Source organism: Sphingomonas sp. G5 (assembly GCF_052660795.1).
The window spans coordinates 3417723-3441718 of sequence record NZ_CP109660.1 but is presented as its reverse complement, the minus strand read 5'-3'; the positions used below and the strand labels follow the sequence as shown (position 1 = coordinate 3441718).

The following is a 23996-nucleotide window of genomic DNA, read 5'->3' as shown; positions in this document are numbered from 1 at the left end:
AGACTCGCGGCCATGGTCCAGCGCAATACGTGGCAGCGCGAACGCGTGCGGGAGGCTCTGTCCGGAGCTCCCGGCTTCGTCAGCGCCCAGTCGCTGCACGCGACCTTGCGCGACGAGAACACCGGTATCGGGCTGGCGACGGTCTACCGCACGCTCGCGGGTCTCGCCGCCCGCGGCGACGCCGACTCGCTGCAGAGCCCCGACGGGGAGAACCTCTTCCGCGCCTGCGAGACGCGCGGGCATCATCATCACCTGATCTGTCGCTCGTGCGGCAAGGCCGTCGAGATCGCCGCGACCGACGTCGAGGAGTGGGCACAGCGCACCGCCGCCCAACACGGGTTCAGCGAGGCCGAGCACGTCGTCGACATCTTCGGCATCTGCGCCGATTGCGCCCGCGCCCGGGCTCGTGAGCGTGGCGACGAGTAGTCGCACCACGGCTCCCACGCCGCAACGCTCGGGCGCCTCCCGCACCCTCGTCGCGCTCGGCCTGGGTGTCGTCGTGGTCACGGCGCTGTTCCTGGTCGACGCCTTCGCCCCCACGTTCTTCGCACAGTCGCTGCCCACGCGCGCGCAAGACGGGCTGACGCTCGCCCTGAGCGTGCTCATCGAGTCGCTGCCGTTCGTGGTCCTCGGCGTGGTGCTGTCGATCATCGTGCAGGTGTGGGTTCCCCCGGGAGCGATCGAGAGATGGATGCCGCGCGCGCCGTGGGCGCGCCGGGCGGTGCTGTCGCTGCTGGGCATGTTCATCCCGGTCTGCGAGTGCGGCAACGTGCCCTTCGCCCGCGGTCTGCTCATGCGCGGTTTCGGGGTGAGCGACACGCTGACCTTCCTGGTGGCGGCCCCGATCGTGAACCCGATCGTCATCATCAGTACCCACGCGGCCTTCGGCTTCAGCGACGGCATCCTGGTGGCGCGCCTGATCGGCGGCTACCTGGTCGCCAACCTGATCGGCTGGCTGTACAGCCGGCATCCCGATCCCGACAAGCTGCTCACCGAACGCTTCCTCGAGACGTGCGAGATCGTGGTGCAGGAGCGCGGCGACCGTGGTCGGCGCACCCTCGCCCAGTTCGTCGTCGAGCTGCGTTCGGTCATGCCCGCCCTCATCATCGGCTCCCTGCTGGCCGGCGCCGTGCAGGTTCTCATCCCGCGCAGCGCCCTGCTGGCCATCGGGTCCGACCCGGCGCTGTCGATCGCCGCGATGATGGCCCTCGCGATCGTGGTGTCGCTGTGCTCGAACGTCGACGCGTTCTTCGCCCTGTCGTTCGCCTCGACGTTCACGCCCGGCTCGATCGTGGCGTTCCTCGTGGTGGGACCGATCATCGACCTCAAGATGATGGCCCTGCTGCGCACGACCTTCTCGTCACGGGTCCTCGTGGGCATGACGGTGGTCGTCGTGCTCTTCGCCTTCACTCTCGGAACGGTGGTGAACCTTCTTGTCTAGAACGGGTGCTCTCGCCACGCGCTGGCTCGGGGTGGGCCTGACCGCGTGCCTGTCGATCACGACGATCGCGCTCTGGGCGACCGGGCGGATGGCGCTGTACATCAACCCCGATTCGGCGTGGTTCGCCGTCGGCATGGCCTTCATCGCGCTGGTCGGCGCGATCGCCTCGTTCGCCCTGCCGCTCGGCGCCGAGGCCGACCACGGACACGATCACGAGCACGGCCATGCCCCCGCCGCCGCCTCGGCCCGGCGCGAGGCGTTCGCGCACGCCGACCACGCGCACACCGACCCGCTCGACGCGCACGATCACGCAGCCCACGAGCACCTCGCGGCCCGCCCGCGCCTGACCCCCGGCGGGATCGCGGCGTTCACCGGCGGCGTGCTCGCGTCGGGTGCGGTGATCGCCGTGCTGCTCACCCCCGCCGCCTCGCTGTCGACCGAACTCGCGGTGTCGCGCGACGTGGGAGCCCCACCGCTGTTCGCCGGATCCGACGTCGTGACCCTCGCCGCCTCGGGAGACACGTCGAAGTTCGGCATCGGCGACTGGTCGGCGGTCTTCGCGCACGCCACCAATCCCGAGACCTTCGACGGCAAGCCCGTGACTCTCACCGGGTTCATCACCCCGGCGAACGACGGCTCGAGCTTCGATCTCACCCGGCTCGTCATCACGCACTGCGTGATCGATGCGCAGACGGCCCGCTTGCCGATCGCGGCCACCGCCGATGCTCCCTCGACCGGTCAGTGGGTGACCGTCACGGGCACGGTCCGCTCGAGCGGAGACGGCAAGCTCACGGTGCACGCCGACCAGGTCGCCGCGATCGCCGAGCCTTCGGACCCGTATGAGTACTGATACCCGTCGCGGCGGCGACTCCCGTCGTTCGCGCGCCCGTCGTCGGCGCGGGCGCGGCTTCGCGATCGCTTTCGCCACGGTCCTCGTCGGTCTCGTCGTCGTCGGCGGCCTCGGTGGAGTGGTGGCGGTGGCGCAGGGCCCCCGCGTCACGGACGTGCAGGTCGACCCGGCGGCCGCCGTCGCGGCATCCGGCTCCCGCGTGATCCTCACCACGACCCAGTCGCTCGAGAAGGTCGACCCGTCGCAGGTGCAGGTCGACCCGGCGACCCCGTTCACGGTCGACACCTCGGGTCGCAGTGTGGGCGTGCGTTTCACGCTTCCGCTGCGCGACGACACCGACTACACCATCACCGTGAACGGGGTGAACGGACTCGGCGCGGGCCCGGCCTCGACGCTCACCGAGACGTTCCGCACCCCGGCTCTGCAGGCGTATCTGATGCAGCGCGGCACCCCCGAGGGCGACACCATCTTCCGCACCGATCTGCAGGGACAGGCGGGCCTGCCCGTCTTCGTGCACCCGCACATCGAGGACTTCCGCGCCACCGCCAACCATCTCGTCATCTCGGTGCGCGACGGCGACACCCCGCGGGTCATCGTGACCGACCCCGACGGCAAGAACCCGCGCGACATCCCCCTGCCCGGGCCCGGTTACGTCACCAACCTGCAGTCGGCCGACCGCGGTGAGCGCATCGGGTTCACCTTCTCGGATGCCGACCTGGGCGCCGCCGGGGGGCGCGAGAGCCGCCTGTTCACGGCGTCGGCCGCCGACGACTCGCCGCCCGTCGAGGTGGGCCTGAACGGCGGCGACGTGCGCATCGCCGACTACCGCTTCGTGCCCGACACCGACAGCATGCTGGTGCTGACCTTCGACTCGCGACTCCTGCTCACCGACGCGCAGGGCGGCAACGCCGCTCCCCTGGGAAGTGCCGTCTCGATCGACGGCATCGCGCGCGGATCGTCGATCGCGATCGTGGAGCGCCTCGAGGGCATCCGCGAGATCAACCTCACCGACGGGTCGGAGCAGGGGCTCGTCGAACCGGTCGATCCCCCGGGGATGGCGGGCCGGGCAACCCCTCTGCCCGGGGCGGGAGCGGGCACGATCCGTTCGTTCGCCGACATCAGTACCGACGGTGTCTCGCGCTCGACGATCGTCTCGCACGTCGGCACCGACGGCACCGTGCGGCAACTGCTGAGCGTCCCGGGCTCCGACACCGTGCTGCAGACCTGCGTGTCCCCGAGCGGGCGCTACGCCGCCGTGCTCGTCGCTCCCCGCGCCGTCGACAACCCCTTCGACAGGTACCAGCTGCCGCTGCCGCAACGCCTGCTCACGCACCTCGTCGAGGTCGACACCGGTCAGGAGGTCGTGGCGCTGCAGGGCTTCGATCTGTCGTGGTGCCAGGTGCCCCCGCAGTGATGCGTCCCGCCACCCGTGCCGACCTCGCCGACCTGCCGGTCGAGGTCGCACCGCGGTTGCTCGGGGCCCTGCTCGAGACCGAGGTCGGCGGAGAGAGGGTGGTCGCGCGTCTGACCGAGGTCGAGGCGTACCACGGCCGCGGCACCGGAGATCAGCCCGATCCGGGCTCGCACGCCCGCATGGGACCGACCGCGCGAAACGCCACCATGTGGGGCGAGCCCGGTCACCTGTATGTGTACCTGAGTCACGGCATCCATTCGTGCGTCAACGTCGTGTGCGGACCCGACGGCGTCGCCGGGGGAGTGCTGCTGCGCGGCGGCGAGATCGTCGAGGGGGCGGACATCGCCGAACGCCGTCGTCTGGAACGTCGCGGCGCCGTACGGGCGGCGCGCGATCTCGCCCGCGGTCCCGGGCGCTTCGGAGACGCGGTGGGCCTTCGGCATCCGATCCACGACGGCATCGACGCGGTCACCGGCGAGATGCGCGCGGGCGCGCGAGCGCGGTTGCTCCTGCCCGGGGCGCCGCCACCGGTCGTGGCGACCGGGCCGCGTGTGGGCGTCGCGGGCATCGCGGGCACCGACGCCTTCCCCTGGCGCTTCTGGATCGAGGGGGATGCCACCGTCTCGACGTTCCGATGGGGGCGCGGTGCGGCGGAGGCGACTGCCCGTCAAGGCGACACGCCGCCCGTGCTAGACTGACCCCTTGTCTGCGCGCACTCCAGCACGCAGTTCGCATCCCTCACTCTCGAACGTGGCCATCGGCCGCGCTCGGACGGGGTGCAGACAAGGGATCTTGGGTGGCACCGTCCGGTGTCACGGTACAGAAGGAGACATCACCATGGCAGCAGTGTGCCAGGTGACTGGAGCGGTTCCCGGCTTCGGTCACAACATCTCGCACTCGCACCGCCGGACGAAGCGCCGCTTCGACCCGAACGTGCAGAAGAAGACCTACTTCGTTCCGTCGCTGGGTCGCAACATCAAGCTCAACGTTTCGGCGAAGGGCATCAAGGTCATCGACGCTCGCGGCATCGAGTCCGTCGTCCGTGACCTGCAGGCGAAGGGCGTGAAGCTGTAATGGCGAAGAAGGCTCAGGACGTTCGTCCGATCATCAAGCTGCGTTCGACCGCCGGCACGGGCTACACCTACGTGACGCGCAAGAACCGCCGCAACAACCCCGACCGCATCGTGCTCAAGAAGTACGACCCCGTGGTCCGCAAGCACGTCGACTTCCGAGAGGAGCGCTAAGCACATGGCTAAGAAGAGCAAGATCGCGCGCAACGAGCAGCGCAAGGTCGTCGTCGAGCGCTACGCCGCGAAGCGCGCCGAGCTGAAGAAGACCCTGGTCGACCCCAACGCGACCGACGAGGCCCGCGAGGCCGCCCGCGTGGGCCTGCAGAAGCTGCCCCGCAACGCGTCGCCCGCGCGCGTGCGCAGCCGCGACGTCATCGACGGCCGCCCCCGTGGTGTCCTCACGAAGTTCGGCGTCTCGCGCGTCCGCTTCCGTGACATGGCCCACCGTGGCGAGCTGCCCGGTGTGACCAAGTCGTCCTGGTAAGCACCAGACACCCGTTCGAAGGGCGGGGGTTCCGAGAGGAGCCCTCGCCCTTCGGCGTTTCCGGTGAGCGCCGCGCGCCCTTCAGGCGTCGACGGAGTTCAGCTGCTCGATGGCCTCGGTGCGACCGCTGACGCCGAGCTTGAGGTAGATCGACCGCACCTGGCTCTTCACCGTGTTGAGCGAGACCCCGCGTTCTCGTGCGATCTCGGCCAGGCTGAGGGGGCTTTCGAGCAGGAATGCCAGGGCGCGCTCCGTCGGTGTGAGGCACGGGGTGGCGTACGCCGGGGCGCTCTCGTTGTCGGGCGCCGCCACGCGGGCGAGGACCCCCTCGAGAGAGGCCATCAGGTGCCGCAACTCCGGGTTGTGAGCGACGACGCCCTCCATCAGTTGCCGTGTCTCGTCGTGCGGGAGCATGAGGAACGGAGTCGCCCAGGTCCCCGTGCGCTGCATGATCAGCAGGGCCGACTCCATGCTCTGGTGAGCGCGGCGGGAGTTGCCGAGCCGCTGCTGGGCGAGGGCGCGGCGCAGCAAAACCGGTGTGAAGGTGCGCAGGCAGTGTTCGGTCTCGGATGCCACGCAGGCGTCGGTCTCGAGCAGCAGCTCGCGCTCCCGTCCGAGACGCAGCAGGGCCGTGGCTCGCTGCATCGAGAAGCAGATACCGTGACCCTCGGGGTTGTCGTAGGGCGCGAGGACCGCGAGAGCCTGTGCGTCATCGCCCTGCGCGACGTAGAGGTCGGACAGGATACACAGCAGGAAGTGGCGCACCATACGGTGGCTCGCGCTTCGCAGACCCCCGTGGAGCAGTTCGCGGGCCTCGGCCCGCCCGTCGGCGAACTTGTGCCGGAGGAGCTTGACCATCACTCCGGCGGCTCGCGCCGTGTACGTCCAATACGGGTCGTCGCGTTGGGTGAGTGCCATCGCCGAGGGGACGGCGGCGAGGCGTTCGACGTCGCAGCGTGCCGACGAGGTCAGGATGTCGGCGAGGAAGAGCAGGTAGGCGGCCTCTTCCACGGGCCATCCTTCGGCCGCGAAGATCTCCTGCGCGCCGGACGAGGCTTCTTCGGCCGCGGTGTACTCGCCGTTGATCGCGTGCCCCAGCGCGATGACCGTCAGTGCCCGATACCGCAGAGCGGGTGTGTCGGCGAAGAGGAGCGCCTCGGCGCCGAACCGGGCGGCGTGCTGCGCCGAGCCGATCGCCGCGCAGTACTCGCCCGCGCTGGCCAGCAGCAGAGCCCGGCCGCGGGAAGAGAGGGCGGCGGGGCGTTTGAGGCGCACTTCGTCGAAGTACAGACGCACCACGCCTACGCCGTCGACGAGAGCGTCGCGCCGCGCTCGCGCCGCCAGCAGCGCCCCCACCGTCTGTGCGGAGGCGTCGGTCCACATCGCGGGTGGGGCCGGGGTCTCGGCCTCGGCCAGCAATGCGAGATGACGGGTGATCGGGATGCCGTGGCCCGGTGCCAGCCGGATCGCCGTCGTGACGACCGCGGCGTGGAGGGTCGCGCGCACGTCGATGGAGGATGGGGTTCCCGACATCGCACCTCCGTTTCGCGAGCACCTCATGGCAGTTTTGATCCGTTCTATGGTATTTCATACCGTTTCGTAAATTGCCTGATCGGGTACCCCCGAGCGCCGGTCGACTCTCGGGGTACCGCGGCTCGCGCGCGGGGAGCGGGCCTCGGTCGCGCGCTCCCCGTTTTCGGGCGAGGTGCAGGGCCGCCGACGTACGAGGGCGCCGCGCAGCTGCCCCGGTCGCCCCCTCCGCCCCGTCGACGCCGCGACACGCCGGCGCGAAAGGGGGAAAATCCGTCAGAATCCGCGTAATTCCGCGGTTCGGTTGATACTGTCGAGGCGGTCTCCCGACCACCGAGGAGGATTTTCCCCTCGTCCGCGTAACGAGAGGCGACTTAGACGTCGCCTGGAGGACAACCACATGGCTGACAAGTCCATCACCAAGACCGAGCTCGTCGCGAGCATCGCCAGCGCGACCGGGCAGAGCCAGTCCGCCGTGTCGGGCGTGCTCGACTCCCTCTTCTCCACCGTCTCCGAGGCGGTCGCCAAGGGCAGCAAGGTCTCGATCCCCGGCTGGATCGCCTTCGAGCAGGTCGCGACGTCGGCTCGCACGGGCCGCAACCCCCAGACGGGCGAGGAGATCTCGATCCCCGCCGGCAAGCGCGTCAAGGTGACCGCGGGCTCCAAGCTGAAGGCCGCCGTCAAGTAAGACGACGTCGAATCACAGAGGGGGGTTGCCACACGGCATCCCCCCTCTGTCGTTCCCGCGCGACGTAGGCTGAGGGGGTGAATCCCCGCCTGCTCCGCGTCGCGGGACCCGTCATCCTGGTCGTGGTCTCGCTGATCGCCGTCGCCGTGGGACTCGCCTACGGCGGGGGAGCGGCTCCCACGCAACTCGCCGACCCCGGCCCGGTCGTCCGCTGGGGTCTGCCGATCGCCACGGTCGTCGTCAACCTCGCCGCCGCCACGATGGTCGGTTCGCTGGTGCTGGCGCTCTTCGCCCTTCCCGCGGGGGAGCGACCGTTCGAGATCGCCCTCGACACGGCATCCATCGGCGCTGCCATCTTCACCGTCTCGGCGGCCACCACGGGCTATCTGACCTTCCTGAACGTTCTGAACGCCAAACCGACGCTCGACGCGGTCTTCGGTCAGCAGCTCGGGCGCTTCCTCGTCGAGAGCTCGATCGGGCAGGCGTGGTTGATCACCACGATCGCCGGCGCCGTGCTGACCGTGCTGACGTTCGCTGTCCGTTCGTGGATTCCCACGCTCGTCGTCGCCATCCTCGCCCTCGCCTCGCTGATCCCGATGGGAACGCAGGGGCACGCGGGCGAAGAGGCCAGCCACAACGCGGCCGTGACCTCGCTCGTGCTGCACATCATGGCGGCGGCCGTGTGGCTCGGCGGGCTGATCCTGCTCGTGATCGTCCGCCCCGCGATGTCGCGCGGACAACTGCAGACGACTCTCCTGCGCTACTCCTCGATCGCCCTCGTCGCCTTCATCGTCGTCGCGATCTCGGGGACGGTGCGCGCATCGATCGGCCTCCTGGGTCTGCAGAACCTCTGGTCGGCCTACGGCATCCTCGTGCTGGTCAAGGTGGGCGCCCTGATCGCGATGGGCGTGCTCGGCGCCTGGTACCGCCGGCGACTCATCTCGCGTATGGCCGACGAGCCCGGATCGCGCCGCTTCTGGGGCGTCGTCACGCTCGAGCTCGCCTTCATGGGCATCGCCAGCGGAGTCGCCGCTGCTCTCGCGCGCACGCCACCGCCCGTGCAGCCCCCGCTCGTGGGGCAGACCCCGGCCGAGGTGCTGACCGGCGCGCCGCTGCCTCCCGACCTGACCATCGAGCGCTGGTTCACCGCGTGGGACATCGACCTGCTCTGGACGCTCGTCGTGGCCTTCGGCGTGTTCTTCTACCTGGCGGGGGTCTACCGCCTGCTGCGCCGCGGCGACGCCTGGCCCGTCTACCGCACGGTGCTCTGGTGCCTCGGCATGCTGGGGGTCTTCTGGGTCACGTCGGGTCCGATCAACGTGTACCAGGATTACCTGTTCAGCATGCACATGATCGGACACATGCTGCTGTCGATGGCGATCCCGCTGCTGCTGGTCGCCGGGGCGCCGGTGTCGCTCGCGGCACGCGCGATCCGCAAGCGCACCGACGGCTCGCGCGGCGGCCGCGAGTGGATCCTGTGGGCGGTGCACAACCCCGTCGCGAAGGTGCTCACCAACCCCTACGTGGCGGCGGGGCTGTTCATCGGATCGCTCTGGGCGTTCTACTACACCGATCTGTTCCGCTGGTCGCTGTACGACCACGTCGGGCACATCTGGATGGTCGCGCACTTCCTGGTGACCGGCTACCTCTTCGTGCTGAGCCTGATCGGCATCGACCCCGTGCCGTATCGCCTGCCCTACCCGATGCGTCTGCTGGTGCTCATCGCGATCATGGCGATGCACGCCTTCTTCGGCATCGCGATCATGATGAACTCGGGCCTGATGGTGGCGGAGTGGTTCGGCGCGATGGGTCGTACCTGGGGCGCGACCCCGCTGCAGGACCAGTACGTCGGAGGCGGCGTGGCCTGGTCGGTCGGCGAGATCCCGACCCTCGTCCTCGCGATCGCGGTGGCCATCCAGTGGAGTCGGAGCGACGAGCGTCAGCAGCGCCGACGCGACCGCCACGTCGACCGCGTCGGCGACCTCGAGCTCGACGCGTACAACGAAGAGCTGCAGCGGTTGGCCGAGCGCGACGCGCGGGTCGCGTCGCGCGGCGCCTAGTCCGCGCGCCGGGGCTCAGTCGGACGAGCCGCCGACGAGGATCGACGCGGTGCCGTCGGGGAGCACCGTGATCTCACCGTCGACCCGAAAGGCGATGTCCTCTTCGACGGTGCGCACGCTTCCGTCGAAGATCGAGCGGACGTCGACGACGATATGGGCCACGGCCTTGGCCGAGGGGATGCGCCACCCGGCGCCGTCGGGAACGACGGTGACCACCGGCTGCTCGACGATCGACCAGGTGGGGGCGTCGTCGATGCGATTGCGCACGGTGAAGCCGAAGGGGCAGCCGGTGGGCTGCAACACCTTCTGCTGGGCGCAGGCGGTCAGGAAGTCCTCGACGCGTGACTGGACGACCGAGATGAACTCGTCGGTCGGCTGGGCCTGCACATCGACCGGGATGCCGGCGAGCGGCGCGTCGGCCAGTACGGCGACGCCGGGGGTCGCCGAGATCGCCGTGTCGACGTCGACCGAGTACAGCCCGGGCGAGAACACCAGCAGGGGGACCGCAGCCGTGGGATCGACGTCGGCGCCGTCGACCGAGACCTGACGTTTGTCGACCTCGAACCCGTTGACGGCGAACCGCATCGATCCGTCGACCATGAGCTTCATCACCGACAGGGGGCTGCGGGCGAACCGCCAGCGGGGGAGGAGGCCCTCGTTCGTGTCGTGCTGGATCGAGAAGGTGGTCTCGCCGTGGTAGCCGCCGGCGGTGTAGCCGACCGTGATCTGCGTCTGATCGCCGTTCGTGCTTTCGCCGGTGATCTCGGCGTCCGTCAAGGCGGCGAGGGCGTCGGGCCGCAGCAGGGCCTCGGAGGCGGTGGCCGGGAGACCGGCGGACTGCAGCTCGGCGGAATCGACGGCTACGCCGGGAATCGCGAGCGCCTCGGCCGTGCGGCGGTCCTGGAGCAGCTCGAGGTAGTGCTGAACGAACGCGCGGGGGCTGTAGAACTCACGGTAGAGCGAGGCCGCTCCCGCCCCGAGGGCCGCGATCAGCAGCACTCCGACGAGAGTGATCCCGGCGACGACGCGTCCCGGGCGTGCGCGCGCGCCGCGAACGCCCTCGGGCGTCGCGGGGCCCCCGCCTGCGGTGTCCACGTCCCCAGTGTAGGAAAACCTCCTGTGGAGGCGCCGCGCGCGTCAGTCCATGACGAGCGACTGCACCACGGCCACCGCGGCGAGCTGCCCGCTCGCGAGGGCCGCGGCGAGCGAGAACATCGGCCCCGGCAGATGATCGGGGTGCGCCAGATCGCCCACGGCGTAGACGTTCTCGACGCTCGTCCGACCGAACGGATCGGTGCGCACGGCCCCTGACTCCTGCAGCTCCACGCCGAGCCCACCGAGGAAGCCGGCGCGCGAACGCCAGGTGGGAGCGACGAAGGCCCCGGCCACCTCGAGCACCGAGTCGTCGGTGCGCGCCAGGGCCAGCCCGTCGGCGGTCCCGTCGACGCGGACCACCGACGCGGGATCGACGAGATGGACCTCGGATGCCACGGGCGCGAGCATCCGCCCCAGCGCTGCGGCATGATCGCTGCCGTTGACGATGGCGACGGGGCGGCCGGCGAACTCGTGACCGTGGCAGAACGGGCAGCTCGCGACGCGGTCGCCCCACTGCTCGTCGAGACCGGGAATGGCGGGGAGCTGGTCGACGACGCCGGTGGCGAGGATCACGGCGTGGGCGCGGAGACGCTCGGCGCCGACACTGACGGTCAGGGCGGCGTCATCTCTCACGACGGCGGAGGCGGCGGCATCCCGGATCTCGACGTCGGGGTAGGCGGCGACCTCGTCACGGCCGATGCGGCGGAGCTCGGCGGGATCGCGGCCGTCGTTGGTCAGCAGGTTGTGCGCGTGACGGACGGTGCCGTTGCGGTAGTCGCCCGAGTCGAGCAGCAGTGTGCGGCGGTGCATGCGCCCGAGGGTGAGGGCGGCCTGCAGGCCGGCGGGTCCGCCGCCGATGATGATCGCGTCGTACACGGTGAGCTCCTTCGTCGTTTGCGTTCTGGTCCATCCTGTGACTTCATGTCGACATGAAGTCAAGTGCGAGGGTGAACGGCGAGTCGATCGGCGAGGCCGCGGTGCGGTTCGGGCTCGAGACGCACGTGCTGCGGCACTGGGAGGACGAGGGGCTGCTCCGCCCGGCTCGGGATGCGGCGGGCCGCCGCCGCTATGACGAGGGCGACAACGTGCGGATCGCGGTCATCCTGCGCAACAAGGCGGCGGGGCTCTCGCTCGATCAGATCCGCGTGCTGCTCGACGATGGAGCCCCCGACCGCCACCGGGTGCTCGAGGCGCACGTCGCCGAGCTCGACCGTCGGGCGGCCGACATCGCCCAGGCCCGTGCCATGACCGAGCACGCCCTGCGCTGCCGTTCGCACGACATCACCGAGTGCCCGCGCTTTCGCAGCCATGTCGCCGACGTGCTGTCGGGAGAGGCTCGTTGGCTGCTCGTCCACACCGAGCCGACGGGCGGTCCTGTCCCCAGCTCGCCACCCGAGACGACGTGTGCGAACTAGCATGGGCCGGTGACCACGCCGCCCCTTTCCGCCGAGCAGCAGGCGCTGTTCCGGCTGATCGAGGACACCCGGGAGCACGTCTTCGTCACCGGCCGCGCCGGCACGGGGAAGTCGACGCTGTTGCAGCACCTGGCGTGGAACACGAAGAAGCAGATCGCCGTGTGCGCTCCCACGGGGGTCGCGGCGCTCAACGTCGAGGGGCAGACGATCCACTCGCTGTTCCGGCTGCCGATCGGGCTCATCGCGAGCGGCGACATCGACCAGAACGACGCCACGCGAAAGCTCCTCAACGCCATCGACACGCTCGTCATCGACGAGATCTCGATGGTGAACGCGGATCTCATGGATGCCATCGACCGCTCGCTCCGACAAGCCCGCGGCCGGCGGGCAGAGGCGTTCGGCGGCACGCAGATCGTGATGTTCGGCGACCCGTACCAGCTCGCTCCGGTACCGCCGCGGGGCGATGAGATGCGGTACATCCGCGACCACTACCGCTCGTTCTGGTTCTTCGACGCGAAGGTGTGGTCGGGGGAGGCGGCCAGTGACGGTCTCATCGACATCGGGCGGCACGGCGCCGACCTGCACGTCAACGAGCTCGTCGAGATCCATCGGCAGTCCGACCCGGGGTTCAAGCAGCTGCTCAACGCCGTGCGGTACGGGCGCGTGACGGCCGAGATGGCCGGCATCCTGAACGCCGCCGGTGCGCGAACGCCCCCGCATCCTGCCGACGGGGAGCACCCGATCATCACGCTCGCCACCCGCAACGACCGCGTCAACACCATCAACCGCAAGCACCTCGACGAGTTGATCGGCCGCACGCAGACGGCCAACGCCGAGATCTCGGGCGACTTCGGTCGCGGCGAGGCCAACTACCCCGCCGAGATGGAACTCACGCTCAAGGTCGGCGCGCAGGTGATGTTCCTTCGCAACGACGCGGCGCAGTTCGGCGAGGCTCCGCGCTGGGTCAACGGCACGATCGGCACCGTGACCCGCATCGCCGGTGACAGCGTGCGCGTCGAGGTCGACGGCATCCAGCACGACGTCGAACCGGCCGTCTGGGAGAGGTACCGTTACGCCTACGATCCGGGGACGAAGAACCTCTCGCGCGAGATCGTCGCCGAGTTCACGCAGTTCCCCCTGCGGCTGGCGTGGGCCGTGACCATCCACAAGTCGCAGGGCAAGACCTACGATCGTGCGGTCGTCGACCTGGGCGCGGGAGCCTTCGCCCCCGGGCAGACCTACGTCGCGCTCAGCCGCTTGACCTCGCTCGACGGGCTGTACCTCACGCGCGCGCTCAAGCCGAGCGACATCCGCGTCGACGAGGACGTGCGCCGGTTCATGAAACAGGCGTGGATGAGCCGACAGGCGGCCGCGCAGGCCTGAGCGGGGCGGGTGCCGCCCCGGATCACGCGACCTGGTGGGCCTTGGCGCGAGTGAGGTCGGCGAACAGCTCGGTGGTGAAACGGTAGGCCACGAGCACCTCGGCGATCACGCGCTCCTTCTCGCGATCGTCCCAGGGGGCGGCGTCGAGCTGCTCGCGATACACGGTCTTGAATGCCTTCGGGTCGGCGATGTCGCCGAACAGCAGGAAGCCGATGCCGTTCGTTTCGAAGCCGAACCGCCGTTTCATGAGCCGGCCGATCGAGGGGCCGCCCGACAGGTCGCCGAGCAGGCGCGTGTAGTGGTGGGCCACGAAGCCGCCGGGCCAGGTGGCGGCCACGCGGCGGATGCGCGAGACGTAGGCCTGCGTGGTCGGCAGCGGGGTGATCCGCGCGCGCCAATCGTCGCCGAGGAGGAAGGCGAGGTCTGCCTCGAGGGCGGGAAGGCGGGAGTGGCGCCCCTGGAGGAACACGGATGCCACGGGGTCGCTGCGCATGCGACCCGCCGCCTCTTCGAGCGCGGCGTAGATGAACCAATGCTGGGCGATGAGGGCGATGTAGTCATCGCGCGTGCCGGCTCCGGTGAGGAGGTCGGTCATGAACCCGTCGCACTCGTGGGGCGAGTGCGCGTCGCTGGAACGCTCGCGCAGAGCGGTCGAGAACGGGACGACGGCGTTCATGCCGCCATCATACGCACAGAGTTAGGTTTACCTAACCCTCATTTCCCGGGAAAGTGCTGTCGTCCGGTCCGCCGTGATGCAGACGTGATGGTGACGAGGATGCAAGCGCCGCTTTCGTTCAGGTGCCATGTGTTTGAATCTTTGAAGCGGGCGCTTCGTCGCGCGCGGAAATGCTGGGGGTTTCACATGCGGGCATGGCGTCGTTCCGCGGCCATCGCGATCGCGGGAGCGAGCGTTCTCGCCGTCGCGCTGAGCGGCTGCTCGCCGCAGGGCTCGGTGTCGATCAACATCCCGGCCCAGGTCGACGCGCCGCTGCCCGAGGCGACCGTGACCGAACTGCAAGAGGCCGTCACCTCGGCCATGACCGCGACCGGGTCCACCGGCGCGATCGTCGGCGTGTGGGCGCCCTGGAGCGGTACGTGGGTATCGGGTCTGGGAACGCAGGGTCCCGGCGGCGCAGAGGTCACCGCAGACCTCGGGTTCCGCGCGGGCGACGTGACCGGCGCGATGACGTGCGATGTGCTGTACCGCCTCGCGGCCGACGGCACGCTCTCGATGAGCGATCCCGTCACCACCTGGGTCAGCAACCTCCCCGGGTACGACAAGATCACCCTGCGCCAGCTCTGCGACGGGACGTCCGGTCTCGCGTCCTACACCTCGGTGCTCGACGGCCAGGTGGCGAATAACCCCGAGCGCGTCTGGAACCCGCGCGAGCTGATGACCTACGGCATCGCCAGCCCGCGCACCAACGCCCCGGGTGTCGCCTTCGCGGATTCGGCGACGGATTTCGTGATCGCCGGTCTCGCCGCCGAGCGTGCGGCCAATGAACCGATTGCGCAGCTCATCGCGGAGCGGGTGACCGAGCCGCTCGGACTCGATGCGACCGGGCTCCCCGATTCCGCCCCCGCCGATCCCGCCGACGCCTCGCTGCAGGGCTACTGGTCACAGCAGAACGCCGAGGGTGCGTGGAACTGCACCGAGCCGCGCGACTACACCGAGATGTCGTCGAGCTACGGCGGCGCCGCCGCGGGAGCTGTGACGAACATCACCGACCTCGGGCGGTACGCCCAGGCGCTCGCCACCGGCGCGCTCCTTCCCGCCGGGAACGACCGTTTCGCCGCCCCCGTGCCCGTCGGGGGGGATCAGCCCACGTGGTTCACCTCCGCGGGCGGTGCCTTCCAGGCCGGTTCGCTGATCGGGCAATACGGATCGATGCCCGGATACCTGGTGGGCGCGTTCGCCGACCCCACGACCGGGATGTCGGTCGCCGTCGTCCTGAACAACTCCGGCGGTGACAAGACCACCGGTGCGTGGCTGGCATGGGAGCTCGCAGCCATCGCCTCGAAGGCCCCCGCCGCCCAGGGACAGACCGCACCCCAGGCGGGGCTGCCGTGGACCGCCGAGCAGATGCGCGACAACATCAACAGCAAGGCCATCTGCGCCGCTCCCGCCGGATGACCCGGCGATGACCGCGCGCGGCGGGCAGGGGTCGGCCGCCTCGCTCGTGCTCGTCGGCCTGGCCTGCCAAGAGGTCGGCGCCTCGTTCGCGGTGATGCTGTTCCCGCACACCGGGCCGCTCGGCATCGTCATGCTGCGGCTGCTGTTCTCGGCCGTGCTGCTGCTGGTCATCGCGCGCCCGCGCCTGCGCGGACACACCGGCTCCGCATGGCGCGCCGTCGTGGGGTTCGGCCTCGTGCTGGCATCCATGAACGGGCTCTTCTATCTCGCCCTCGAACGGCTGCCCCTCGGCGTGACGGTGACCATCGAGGTGTTGGGGCCGCTCACGCTGTCGATCCTCACCGCGACCGGGGCGGCTCGGTGGGTGTGGGCGGGTCTCGCGCTCGGCGGCGTGGTCGCGCTCGGCGCGGGCGGATGGGATCGCCTCGACCCCCTCGGGGTGCTCTTCGCCCTGGGTGCCGCGGTGAGCTGGGCGCTGTACATCCTCGCCTCGGCGCGGGTGGGTCGGGAGTTCCCGCGGCTCGACGGCCTCGCGCTCGCCATGGCCGTGGGGGCCGTCATCGCCCTGCCGTTCGGAATCGCCCAGGCAGGATCCGCGCTGCTGCGCCTCGACATCCTCGCCCTCGGTGCCGCGGTCGCGCTGCTGTCGTCGACGATCCCGTACGCCCTCGAACTCATCGCGCTCCGCCGACTCGCGGCCTCGGCGTTCGCGATCCTCATGAGCCTCGGGCCCGCCACCGCTTCTCTCGCCGGGTTCCTCCTGCTCGGCCAACACCTTTCGTGGCTCGAGCTCGTCGGGATCGCGCTCGTCATCACGGCCAGCATCGGGGCGGTGCTCGCCGCCGCGCGTCGCAGCGCCGGGGCACGGCATCCGGGGCCGGACGCCGAAGAGCCGCTGAGTGAGCCCGTCGGCTGAGCCGCATTCACCGCGTTCCTGTTCGCCGCGGCCCGGGCGAGGGAGGCGGCGGCTCGTCGTCGACACTGACGGGCGACTCTGGCGCGGGCAATGTCGTGCGTGACTTGCTTCTCTACGGTGGGCGCGATACGGTGAATCAGTCCTATCCGTACCGTTTCGCTCCGTCCCGTTCCTTCTGAGTTATATGTACCCCCGGGAGTGCGGGATCCGAGGCTGGCTGTGCGGAAGTGTCTCGCAACCTGAACGGGGCAAACGGCCTCACCCGAGGACGCACTCCCCAGCGAGCCGGTGGGGGTATCGAGCGTCGCACCTTACCGCCTCGCCACACTGTCGAGCCCCAGCGCACATTTTCGCGGCGGGAGTCAGTGGAGACATGTCACACACCCGGAGAGAATCAATGAAAAGCACTGGACGTCGTTCCTTCCGTAGGGCGAAGGCGCTGCTGTCCGTTCTCGCGTTGCTCAGCCTCGGCGTGGGTGCGGGAGGTTCGACGGGCGCGTACTTCACGGCAGCGAATTCGATAAAAGGGAACGCTCTGTCTTCGGCAACTCTCTCGAGCCCCGAAGGGCTGAGCGTCGTCGGGGGGAACAACTCGGACAGCATCTCGTGGTCGTCGGCGACCAACCAGTCCTGGGCGGTGTCCAACAACGTATCCTCTGGTGTCACTTACACCCTCAGTCGCGCATACCCGAACCAGGGCTACGAAACGGTCTACAGTGGCAGCGGTACGTCCTATACGGACCCAGGTGCTCAACAAACGGCCCTCAAATACAAGCAGGTATCGTCCGGCTTTACCCACACACTCGGGCTCACCGAGGATGGGAGGGTCTATTCATGGGGTTCGAACAATGCGGGCCAACGCGCATACGAAGATACGGTCAAGTACAGCTTCCCGACGAAGGTCACACTCCCCGGTACCGCTGTCCAGGTAGAAGCGGGTTACGAATTCTCGCTTGCGCTCCTTCAGGATGGCACCGTGTACGCCTGGGGTCGGAACGACTACGGCCAACTCGGAGACGGGACGTTGACGCTGAAAAAAACTCCCACGAAGGTCAACCTGCCTTCGAATGTAGTGATTTCGTCACTCAGTCACCTTGCCCCGCGCTCCTTCGACGCGTTCGCCGTAACCACCGCGGGAGACGTTTACGCGTGGGGCCGGAACGGTAGAGGCCAGCTCGGAATCGGCTCGGGAGTCGATCAAAACATCCCCGTCAAGGTCTCTGGAACATACAAGTCGGTCGCGGCGGGAGATCTCCACACGCTGGCGATTGACAATTACGGTGACCTCTGGGTATGGGGTTACGGTAAAGATGGTCGTCTCGGCGACGGCGCGACCAACGGCTATGACAGGCCCACTCGGATCAGCAGGGACAAGGACGGCTCGTGGCTCCCCCCGTTCACAGATATTCGAGCGGGCCTGGCCTTCTCACTCGCCGTCGACAACTCCGGCAGGGTATGGATTACCGGAAGCATGTTCGACGACGTCACGCCTGGTCGAGGATATTTCGAACAACTTTCTCTGCCGGCACCAGCCGTCGCGATCGCGGCCGGACAGCACACCGCGTGCGCGATTCTGAACAACCAACAGCTGTGGTGTTGGGGTAGTAATGAGGGCACGAGCTCCCTGCTGGGAGACGGCACACAACAAACCCAGCGCTACCCCATTCGCAATCAAATGACCGGGAACCTCCCCGTGCAGAGCGTGACAATCGGCTTCTACAATGTGTTTGCCATCACGACCCAGCAAGACAGCGCGAAGAGCAATGTCCTGGCCTGGGGGTTGGACGATGACTACCAGCGCGGAACAGGCCAGGACCCCACGCCGAGCAACTCCACGAAACAGTACGCCGAATGGGTCTATCCAACCCTGGTTTGTCCGAGCGGCTCTTCCCGAAGAGGCTCGTACTGCACTATTCCCTCGGGAACGACGTATTCACTCAAGTACTCCTATTTGGGGTGGACGTCTCCGGTCAGCACGCAAACGAAGTGACGGTTTCGATACAGCGAAGTGGGGGTCGCCACAGGAAATGGTGCGAATCACGCGACTTCTCGCAGAGTGCGTGGGGCGTCTGGCGGGCCATCTTCGGGCGCCCAGCCGTGAGCGATTCCGTTCGGTGAGCGACCGCCACGTCCCCCGGGCGGATGCAAGGGGTCGGTCCCGCCTCCCCTCGGTAGTGAGGATGACGACATGAGCGACGACCAGCAGCAGACCAAGAAGGACTTCGACGAGGCGGTCAACATGACCGCGAGCGAGCTGAAGAAGTGGCTCGACACGGACGAATCCAAATCCGTCGGACAGAAGAAGGACGGCGGCGAGTCGACCGGGCACGAGAGCGGGCGCCACATCGTGCGCATCCTCGAGAAGAAGAAGGCGGATCTCACCGACGACGACTACGCGCACATGCGGAAGGTCGTGGGGTACATCAAGCGGCACAGCGCGCAGAAGCCGGAGGGCGACATCACCGACACCGACTGGCGGTACTCGCTGATGAACTGGGGCAACGACCCCAAGAAATGAGCGGGCCGAGGAACGGGCCGTATACATCGCGTAAGGATCGCGCGTCGCCGGGGCTCGCGTCATAGCCGGGCGGGGTACAACGGAACCATGCCCATCATCGACAGCGCCGTGTACGTCGACGGACACCGGATCGAGAACCCCGCGAGCCTCGACCAGACCTTCGAGTACATGGAGGCGCACGGCGGGATGGCGTGGATCGGGCTGCTGCGCCCCGAGCCCGAGGAGCTCGAGCGCGTCGCCGCCGAGTTCTCGCTGCACCCCCTCGCCGTCGAGGACGCCCTCGCCGGGCACCAGCGCGCGAAGCTCGAGCGGTACGGGGGCAACCTCTTCGCGGTGCTGCGCCCCGCGCGCTACATCGACGAGACCGAGACCGTCGAGTTCGGCGAGCTGCACGTGTTCATCGGCCCCGACTACGTCGTCACGGTGCGGCACGCGGAGGTCCCCGATCTGGCGGCCGTGCGCAAGCGGCTCGAGAAGAACCCCGACCTGCTCGCGCGGGGGCCCGAGGCGGTGCTCTACGCGATCCTCGACGAGGTCGTCGACCAATACGACCCCGTCGCCCGCGGCCTGCAGAACGATGTCGACGAGATCGAGGATCAGCTCTTCGGCGAGGGCGGCGCCGATCTGACGCAGCGCATCTACGAACTCGCTCGAGAGGTCATCCACTTCCAGCGGGCGGCCGAGCCCCTGCGCGACATGCTCGAGGCGCTGCTCCGCGGCGCCGACAAGTACGGCGTCGACATCGAGCTCCAGCGATCGTTGCGCGACGTGCTCGACCACGTGCTGCGCCAGTGCGAGAAGCTGAACGCCCTCCGGGCGATCCTCGACAATGCCCTCACCGTCAACGCGACGCTCGTGACGCAGCGTCAGACCGAGACCTCGTTGAAGCAGAACGAAGAGGTCAAGAAGATCTCGGGCTGGGCGGCGATCCTCTTCGCACCGTCGCTCGTGGGCGGCATCTACGGCATGAACTTCAAGAACATGCCCGAACTCGACTGGACCTTCGGATACCCCATGGCCCTCGCGCTCATGGCGGCCACCTCGGTCGGTCTGTGGTTCGCGTTCAAGCGCAAGCACTGGCTCTGAGCCGTTCCGCAGGGGCGCGGCATCCGCTCCGGGATGCCGACACTGCGGCGCGCTTGCTGGACAGACGCTGCGCAATTCGCACGATGGGAACGTGACCGACTCCTCCCCCCGCTCGAGCGACGCCGCAGAGCCTCCCCGCACCACCTCGACCGTTCAGCTCGAGGACAGCGGGTACCACAAGCGGCTCACGTCGCGTCAGGTTCAGATGATCGCGATCGGCGGTGCGATCGGAACGGGCCTGTTCCTGGGCGCCGGCGGTCGACTGGCCCAGGCCGGCCCCGCGATCGTGCTCTCGTACGCCGTCTGCGGTGTGTTCGCCTTCTTCATCCTGCGCGCGCTCGGCGAGCTGGTGCTCCACCGGCCGACCTCGGGGTCGTTCGTGTCGTACGCGCGCGAATTCTTCGGCGAGAAGGCGGCCTTCGTCTCGGGCTGGTTCTACTGGATCAACTGGGCGACGACCACGATGGTCGACATCACCGCCGCCGCGCTCTACATGAACTTCTTCGGCAAGTACGTGCCGTGGATCGCTGCGGTTCCGCAGTGGGTGTGGGCGCTCGCCGCGCTCGTCACCGTGCTGGCCGTCAACCTGGTGTCGGTGAAGGTGTTCGGCGAGCTGGAATTCTGGTTCGCTCTCATCAAGGTCGCCGCCCTCGTGGCGTTCCTGCTCGTGGGCATCTACTTCGTCGTCTTCGGCACCCCCACGGGCGCCCCCACCGGGTTCTCGCTGATCGCCGACAACGGCGGGTTCTTCCCCAACGGCATCCTGCCCGCGATCATCCTCATGCAGGGCGTGGTGTTCGCGTACGCCTCGATCGAGCTGGTCGGCACCGCCGCCGGCGAGACGAAGAACCCCGAGAAGGTCATGCCGCGGGCGATCAACTCGGTCATCTTCCGCGTCGCGATCTTCTACGTCGGCTCGGTGCTGTTGCTCGCCCTGCTGCTGCCGTACACGGCGTACACGAAGGACGAGAGCCCGTTCGTCACCTTCTTCGGGTCGATCGGCGTGCCGGGCGTCGACGTGATCATGAATCTCGTCGTGCTCACCGCTGCGCTGTCGTCGCTGAACGCGGGGTTGTATTCCACCGGCCGCATTTTGCGCTCGATGGCGGTCGCGGGATCGGCGCCGAAGTTCGCCGCGCGCATGAACAAGGCGGGCGTCCCCTACGGCGGTATCGCGATCACCGCGGTCGTCGCATTGCTCGGCGTCGCCATCAACTACGTCAACCCCAGCGACGCGTTCGAGACCGTGCTGAACGTCGCGGCTGTCGGCATCCTGGTCACCTGGGCGACGATCATCCTCTGCCAGATGAAGTTCAAGCGCCTCGCCGACCGCGGCGAGCTCGTGCGCCCGAAGTTCCGGCTGTTCTGGGCGCCCTATACGGGGTACGCCACGCTCGTCTTCCTCGCGGTCGTCCTCGTGCTGGTGTTCGTCGACTCTCCGGCGACGCTGCTGGTGGCGGTGCTGGCGAGCCTCGCCATCACGATCGGCTGGTTCGCCTGCCGTAAGCGCATCGCGGAACTCGCCGCCGAGCGCGAGGGCTACACGGGCACGGTGCCGGTGGTTCCGAGCCCGTTCCCGCAGCCGCGCGAGAAGAAGGCGCGCGACACGAAGGACTGAGCCCGCGGGCTCCGCGCGGCGTTCGGGCTCCGGCTCGGACGCCGCGCTCGTTCATGGGGGCGTGTTCACCTTCGTTGAGTGTCCGAAACACCCGGACGTTTTCGATTCTGGTCCGGGTGTTTTGGACACTCGAGAGGGGGTGGGGCGCCCGGGCACGGGGCGGGGTTCGGGGTTCGGCTCGGGCGGCGGGTCAGGCGTCGGAGGGCCAGCCGCAGTAGGCCTCGGCGAGGTAAGCGCGGCCGTGCTCCGACTCCACGACGGTGCGCAGTTCGCCGATCTGGCGTCGGCGGTCGAAGTCGGTGGCATCCGGGGCCACGTGCAGCAGGCTGGTCATCCACCACGAGAAGTGCTGGGCCTTCCAGATGCGGCGGCTGGCGGCCGCGGGGTACGCGTCGAGCAGACGCTCGTCGTTCTCGAGCAGCAGCGCCTCGAGGGCGGCGGCGAGCAGGCGCACGTCGGCGATCGCGAGGTTCATGCCCTTGGCTCCGGTGGGCGGCACGGTGTGCGCAGCATCGCCGACGAGGGCGACGCGGCCGCGGCGCAGCTCGTGCGCGACGAAACTGCGGAAGCGCAGCACGTCGCGCTGGAAGATCGGACCCTGCTTCAGCTCCGTGCCGGGCACGCGCTTCTGCAGCTCGTCCCACAGTTGCGCCTCGCTGTAGGCGGCGGTGTCGGTGTCGGGGTCGCACTGGAAGTACATGCGCTGCACGGTGTCGGAACGCTGGCTGACGAGGGCGAAGCCGTCGGGGGAGTTGCTGTAGATGAGCTCCTCGCTGCTCGGCGGGGCCTCGCAGAGGATGCCGAACCAGGCGAAGGGGTACTCGCGGAAGTAGCCGCCCTTGCTCGACCCGGTGACGGTGGCGCGCGCGACGCTGCGTGAACCGTCGGAGCCCACGACGACGTCGGCCTCGATCTCGAGGGGCTGCCCGTCGGCGTCGCGGGCGATGACGCGCGGGCGGTCGGTGCCGGCGTCGTCGATGCGCTCGGCCGTGACGCCGAAGCGCAGATCCTGCCCCCGATCGAGCCGCGCGGCGATGAGGTCTTTCAACACCTCGTGCTGGGGATAGAGCCAGACGGCTCGACCGACGGATGCCGCGAAGTCGATGCGGTGCCCCTCGCCCTCGAACCGCAGTTCGATGCCGTCGTGTCGGTGGCCCGCCGTGCGCGCGCGCGAGACAGGACCGAGGGTGTCGAGCAGTTCGACGGTGCCCTGCTCGAGGATGCCGGCCCGGATCGTGCTCTCGATGTCGTCGCGCGAACGCTGGTCGACGACGACGGACTCGATGCCCGCCCGGTCGAGCAGGTGCGAGAGCAGGAGCCCCGCGGGGCCGGCGCCGACGATGGCGACGCGGGTGCGGACGGTGGTGGTCATGGCGTCTCCTTCGACGGTGGTTGTGTCGATGGTGCCCGCCGCCCGGCTCGCTCGCCGTTCGGTTCCCGTTGAACGGGATGTGGCGCAGGGGCGCGGAGCCGATCCCGCCGCGCGCCCCCCGTCGGCGTCGGAGGACGACTCCGCGGGAGAAGAACGGCGACGTTCAGCGGCGATAGCCCAGTGCGCGCTCGGTGTCGCGGGCGGCGCGGTGGAGCTCGACCAGGGCGAACTGCGTCTCGGCGTCACGGGGGAGCACCACCGACAGGGCCGCGATCACCGCACCCGTCTCGTCGCGCACGGGCACGGCCACCCCCGTGGAGACGCTGTCGACGGAGCCGGGGGCGATGACCCGCCCGAGGCCGCGGATCTCGGCGAGCACGCGGCGCAGGGCGGCCGGGTCGACGATCGTCTCGGGGGTGACGGCGCGCAGGGGGCCGGCGAGCACGCGCTCCTGCAGATCGTGGGGGCCGAAGGCGAGCAGGACGAGCCCGGACGAGGAGGCGTGCAGGGGAAGGCGCCCGGCCACGCGCGTGACGTTCGCGCCCGAGTCGGGGGCGCTGAGTCGCTCGAGGAAGAGGGCTTCCTCCTGCTCGAGGATCGCCAGCTGGGTGTGCTCGCGCACGCGCATCTGCACGCGCTCCATCGACGGCAGGGCCGCCTGGCGCAGACGCAGGGCGTGCGAGGAACGCGTCGCCAGCTCCCAGAGGCGCATGCCCACGCGGACGCGGCGCTCCTCGTCGCGCTCGAGCAAACCGGCATCCACCAGCTCGTTCACGATCCGGTGCGCCGACGAGCTCGGCAGACCCGCCCGGCGTCCGATGTCGGACGTGGTCTGCGCGGTGCGCGTGGGGGTGAAGGTCTCGAGGATCCGCACCAGGCGGTCGGTGACCGAGTCGCCCGAGGGGGAGTTCGCCATGGGGCC

At 69.1% G+C, this 23996-nt stretch carries 24 protein-coding genes; 18 read left to right on the top strand and 6 right to left on the bottom strand.

Annotation, left to right across the window (positions count from 1 at the left end; translation table 11 throughout):
* The first annotated feature begins 12 nt into the window (after window positions 1–12).
* The 8 genes from NE358_RS16255 to rpsN all read left to right on the top strand — a co-directional run bounded on the left by NE358_RS16255 (window position 13) and on the right by rpsN (window position 5259).
* A complete protein-coding gene (locus NE358_RS16255) occupies window positions 13–426 on the top strand; it encodes a Fur family transcriptional regulator (protein WP_141378004.1) in 414 nt (137 codons plus the stop codon).
* The gene (locus NE358_RS16250; RefSeq protein WP_289940165.1) at window positions 407–1441 is read left to right on the top strand and encodes a permease; all 1035 of its coding nucleotides are present in this window, start codon (window positions 407–409) and stop codon (window positions 1439–1441) included. Before NE358_RS16255 ends, NE358_RS16250 begins: the two co-directional genes overlap by 20 nt.
* On the top strand, window positions 1434–2291 hold the full coding sequence (locus NE358_RS16245) for a TIGR03943 family putative permease subunit (protein ID WP_289940162.1): 858 nt from the start codon (window positions 1434–1436) through the stop codon (window positions 2289–2291). Before NE358_RS16250 ends, NE358_RS16245 begins: the two co-directional genes overlap by 8 nt.
* Window positions 2281–3705 carry a hypothetical protein gene (locus NE358_RS16240; RefSeq protein WP_103207743.1) on the top strand — a complete coding sequence of 475 codons (1425 nt, stop codon included), beginning with the start codon at window positions 2281–2283 and terminating at the stop codon, window positions 3703–3705. The genes NE358_RS16245 and NE358_RS16240 overlap by 11 nt, the downstream gene beginning before the upstream one ends.
* Window positions 3705–4403: a DNA-3-methyladenine glycosylase gene (locus NE358_RS16235; RefSeq protein WP_103207745.1), complete on the top strand. Its 699-nt coding sequence runs from the start codon at window positions 3705–3707 to the stop codon at window positions 4401–4403. Before NE358_RS16240 ends, NE358_RS16235 begins: the two co-directional genes overlap by 1 nt.
* A gap of 139 nt (window positions 4404–4542) precedes the next feature.
* The gene (gene rpmB / locus NE358_RS16230; RefSeq protein ID WP_055832508.1) at window positions 4543–4779 is read left to right on the top strand and encodes a 50S ribosomal protein L28; all 237 of its coding nucleotides are present in this window, start codon (window positions 4543–4545) and stop codon (window positions 4777–4779) included.
* Window positions 4779–4949: a 50S ribosomal protein L33 gene (gene rpmG, locus NE358_RS16225; RefSeq protein ID WP_013584775.1), complete on the top strand. Its 171-nt coding sequence runs from the start codon at window positions 4779–4781 to the stop codon at window positions 4947–4949. The genes rpmB and rpmG overlap by 1 nt, the downstream gene beginning before the upstream one ends.
* A 4-nt stretch (window positions 4950–4953) precedes the next feature.
* The gene (rpsN, locus tag NE358_RS16220; RefSeq protein WP_022878196.1) at window positions 4954–5259 is read left to right on the top strand and encodes a 30S ribosomal protein S14; all 306 of its coding nucleotides are present in this window, start codon (window positions 4954–4956) and stop codon (window positions 5257–5259) included.
* A gap of 81 nt (window positions 5260–5340) precedes the next feature.
* Here the strand turns inward: rpsN and NE358_RS16215 are convergent, their stop codons facing one another.
* Window positions 5341–6792 (bottom strand): helix-turn-helix transcriptional regulator, encoded by a 1452-nt coding sequence (locus NE358_RS16215; protein ID WP_170210703.1) that lies wholly within the window; start codon window positions 6790–6792, stop codon window positions 5341–5343.
* A 397-nt stretch (window positions 6793–7189) separates the two neighbouring features.
* On the opposite strand from NE358_RS16215, the gene NE358_RS16210 reads away from it, so the two are divergent.
* Together NE358_RS16210 and NE358_RS16205 are read left to right on the top strand one after the other, a co-directional pair.
* Window positions 7190–7477 carry an HU family DNA-binding protein gene (locus NE358_RS16210; RefSeq protein WP_013584778.1) on the top strand — a complete coding sequence of 96 codons (288 nt, stop codon included), beginning with the start codon at window positions 7190–7192 and terminating at the stop codon, window positions 7475–7477.
* A gap of 77 nt (window positions 7478–7554) precedes the next feature.
* Window positions 7555–9537: a bifunctional copper resistance protein CopD/cytochrome c oxidase assembly protein gene (locus tag NE358_RS16205; RefSeq protein WP_103207749.1), complete on the top strand. Its 1983-nt coding sequence runs from the start codon at window positions 7555–7557 to the stop codon at window positions 9535–9537.
* A gap of 15 nt (window positions 9538–9552) precedes the next feature.
* Here the strand turns inward: NE358_RS16205 and NE358_RS16200 are convergent, their stop codons facing one another.
* Both NE358_RS16200 and NE358_RS16195 read right to left on the bottom strand, forming a co-directional pair.
* Window positions 9553–10632 carry a hypothetical protein gene (locus tag NE358_RS16200; RefSeq protein WP_289940135.1) on the bottom strand — a complete coding sequence of 360 codons (1080 nt, stop codon included), beginning with the start codon at window positions 10630–10632 and terminating at the stop codon, window positions 9553–9555.
* A 42-nt stretch (window positions 10633–10674) separates the two neighbouring features.
* The gene (locus tag NE358_RS16195) at window positions 10675–11508 is read right to left on the bottom strand and encodes an NAD(P)/FAD-dependent oxidoreductase (protein ID WP_289940134.1); all 834 of its coding nucleotides are present in this window, start codon (window positions 11506–11508) and stop codon (window positions 10675–10677) included.
* Window positions 11509–11579: 71 nt separating this feature from the next.
* Between NE358_RS16195 and NE358_RS16190 the strand changes: the two genes are divergently transcribed.
* Both NE358_RS16190 and NE358_RS16185 read left to right on the top strand, forming a co-directional pair.
* Window positions 11580–12047: a helix-turn-helix domain-containing protein gene (locus NE358_RS16190; RefSeq protein ID WP_246078312.1), complete on the top strand. Its 468-nt coding sequence runs from the start codon at window positions 11580–11582 to the stop codon at window positions 12045–12047.
* A 9-nt stretch (window positions 12048–12056) separates the two neighbouring features.
* Window positions 12057–13430 (top strand): ATP-dependent DNA helicase, encoded by a 1374-nt coding sequence (locus NE358_RS16185; protein ID WP_103207758.1) that lies wholly within the window; start codon window positions 12057–12059, stop codon window positions 13428–13430.
* Window positions 13431–13452: 22 nt separating this feature from the next.
* Here NE358_RS16185 and NE358_RS16180 read toward each other — a convergent pair whose 3' ends face one another.
* Window positions 13453–14106: a biliverdin-producing heme oxygenase gene (locus NE358_RS16180; protein ID WP_103207760.1), complete on the bottom strand. Its 654-nt coding sequence runs from the start codon at window positions 14104–14106 to the stop codon at window positions 13453–13455.
* A gap of 186 nt (window positions 14107–14292) precedes the next feature.
* Here NE358_RS16180 and NE358_RS16175 point away from each other — a divergent pair, with 186 nt between their 5' ends.
* From NE358_RS16175 to NE358_RS16150, 6 genes are all read left to right on the top strand, one after another.
* On the top strand, window positions 14293–15564 hold the full coding sequence (locus tag NE358_RS16175) for a serine hydrolase domain-containing protein (RefSeq protein WP_103207763.1): 1272 nt from the start codon (window positions 14293–14295) through the stop codon (window positions 15562–15564).
* Window positions 15565–15571: 7 nt separating this feature from the next.
* Complete coding sequence (locus tag NE358_RS16170; RefSeq protein ID WP_289940133.1) at window positions 15572–16480, top strand: EamA family transporter; 909 nt, start codon at window positions 15572–15574, stop codon at window positions 16478–16480.
* A gap of 397 nt (window positions 16481–16877) precedes the next feature.
* On the top strand, window positions 16878–18470 hold the full coding sequence (locus NE358_RS16165; RefSeq protein WP_170210704.1) for an RCC1 domain-containing protein: 1593 nt from the start codon (window positions 16878–16880) through the stop codon (window positions 18468–18470).
* A 198-nt stretch (window positions 18471–18668) separates the two neighbouring features.
* The gene (locus NE358_RS16160; RefSeq protein WP_289940132.1) at window positions 18669–18998 is read left to right on the top strand and encodes a DUF3140 domain-containing protein; all 330 of its coding nucleotides are present in this window, start codon (window positions 18669–18671) and stop codon (window positions 18996–18998) included.
* A gap of 87 nt (window positions 18999–19085) precedes the next feature.
* Window positions 19086–20084: a magnesium/cobalt transporter CorA gene (gene corA, locus NE358_RS16155; RefSeq protein ID WP_103207771.1), complete on the top strand. Its 999-nt coding sequence runs from the start codon at window positions 19086–19088 to the stop codon at window positions 20082–20084.
* A gap of 91 nt (window positions 20085–20175) precedes the next feature.
* Entirely contained in the window at window positions 20176–21702 is a 1527-nt protein-coding gene (locus NE358_RS16150; protein ID WP_289940131.1) for an amino acid permease, read from the top strand.
* Between the two features lie 190 nt (window positions 21703–21892).
* Here the strand turns inward: NE358_RS16150 and NE358_RS16145 are convergent, their stop codons facing one another.
* Together NE358_RS16145 and NE358_RS16140 are read right to left on the bottom strand one after the other, a co-directional pair.
* The gene (locus NE358_RS16145) at window positions 21893–23074 is read right to left on the bottom strand and encodes a 4-hydroxybenzoate 3-monooxygenase (RefSeq protein WP_289940130.1); all 1182 of its coding nucleotides are present in this window, start codon (window positions 23072–23074) and stop codon (window positions 21893–21895) included.
* Window positions 23075–23237: 163 nt separating this feature from the next.
* On the bottom strand, window positions 23238–23990 hold the full coding sequence (locus NE358_RS16140; RefSeq protein WP_103207777.1) for an IclR family transcriptional regulator: 753 nt from the start codon (window positions 23988–23990) through the stop codon (window positions 23238–23240).
* Between the last annotated feature and the right edge of the window lie 6 nt (window positions 23991–23996).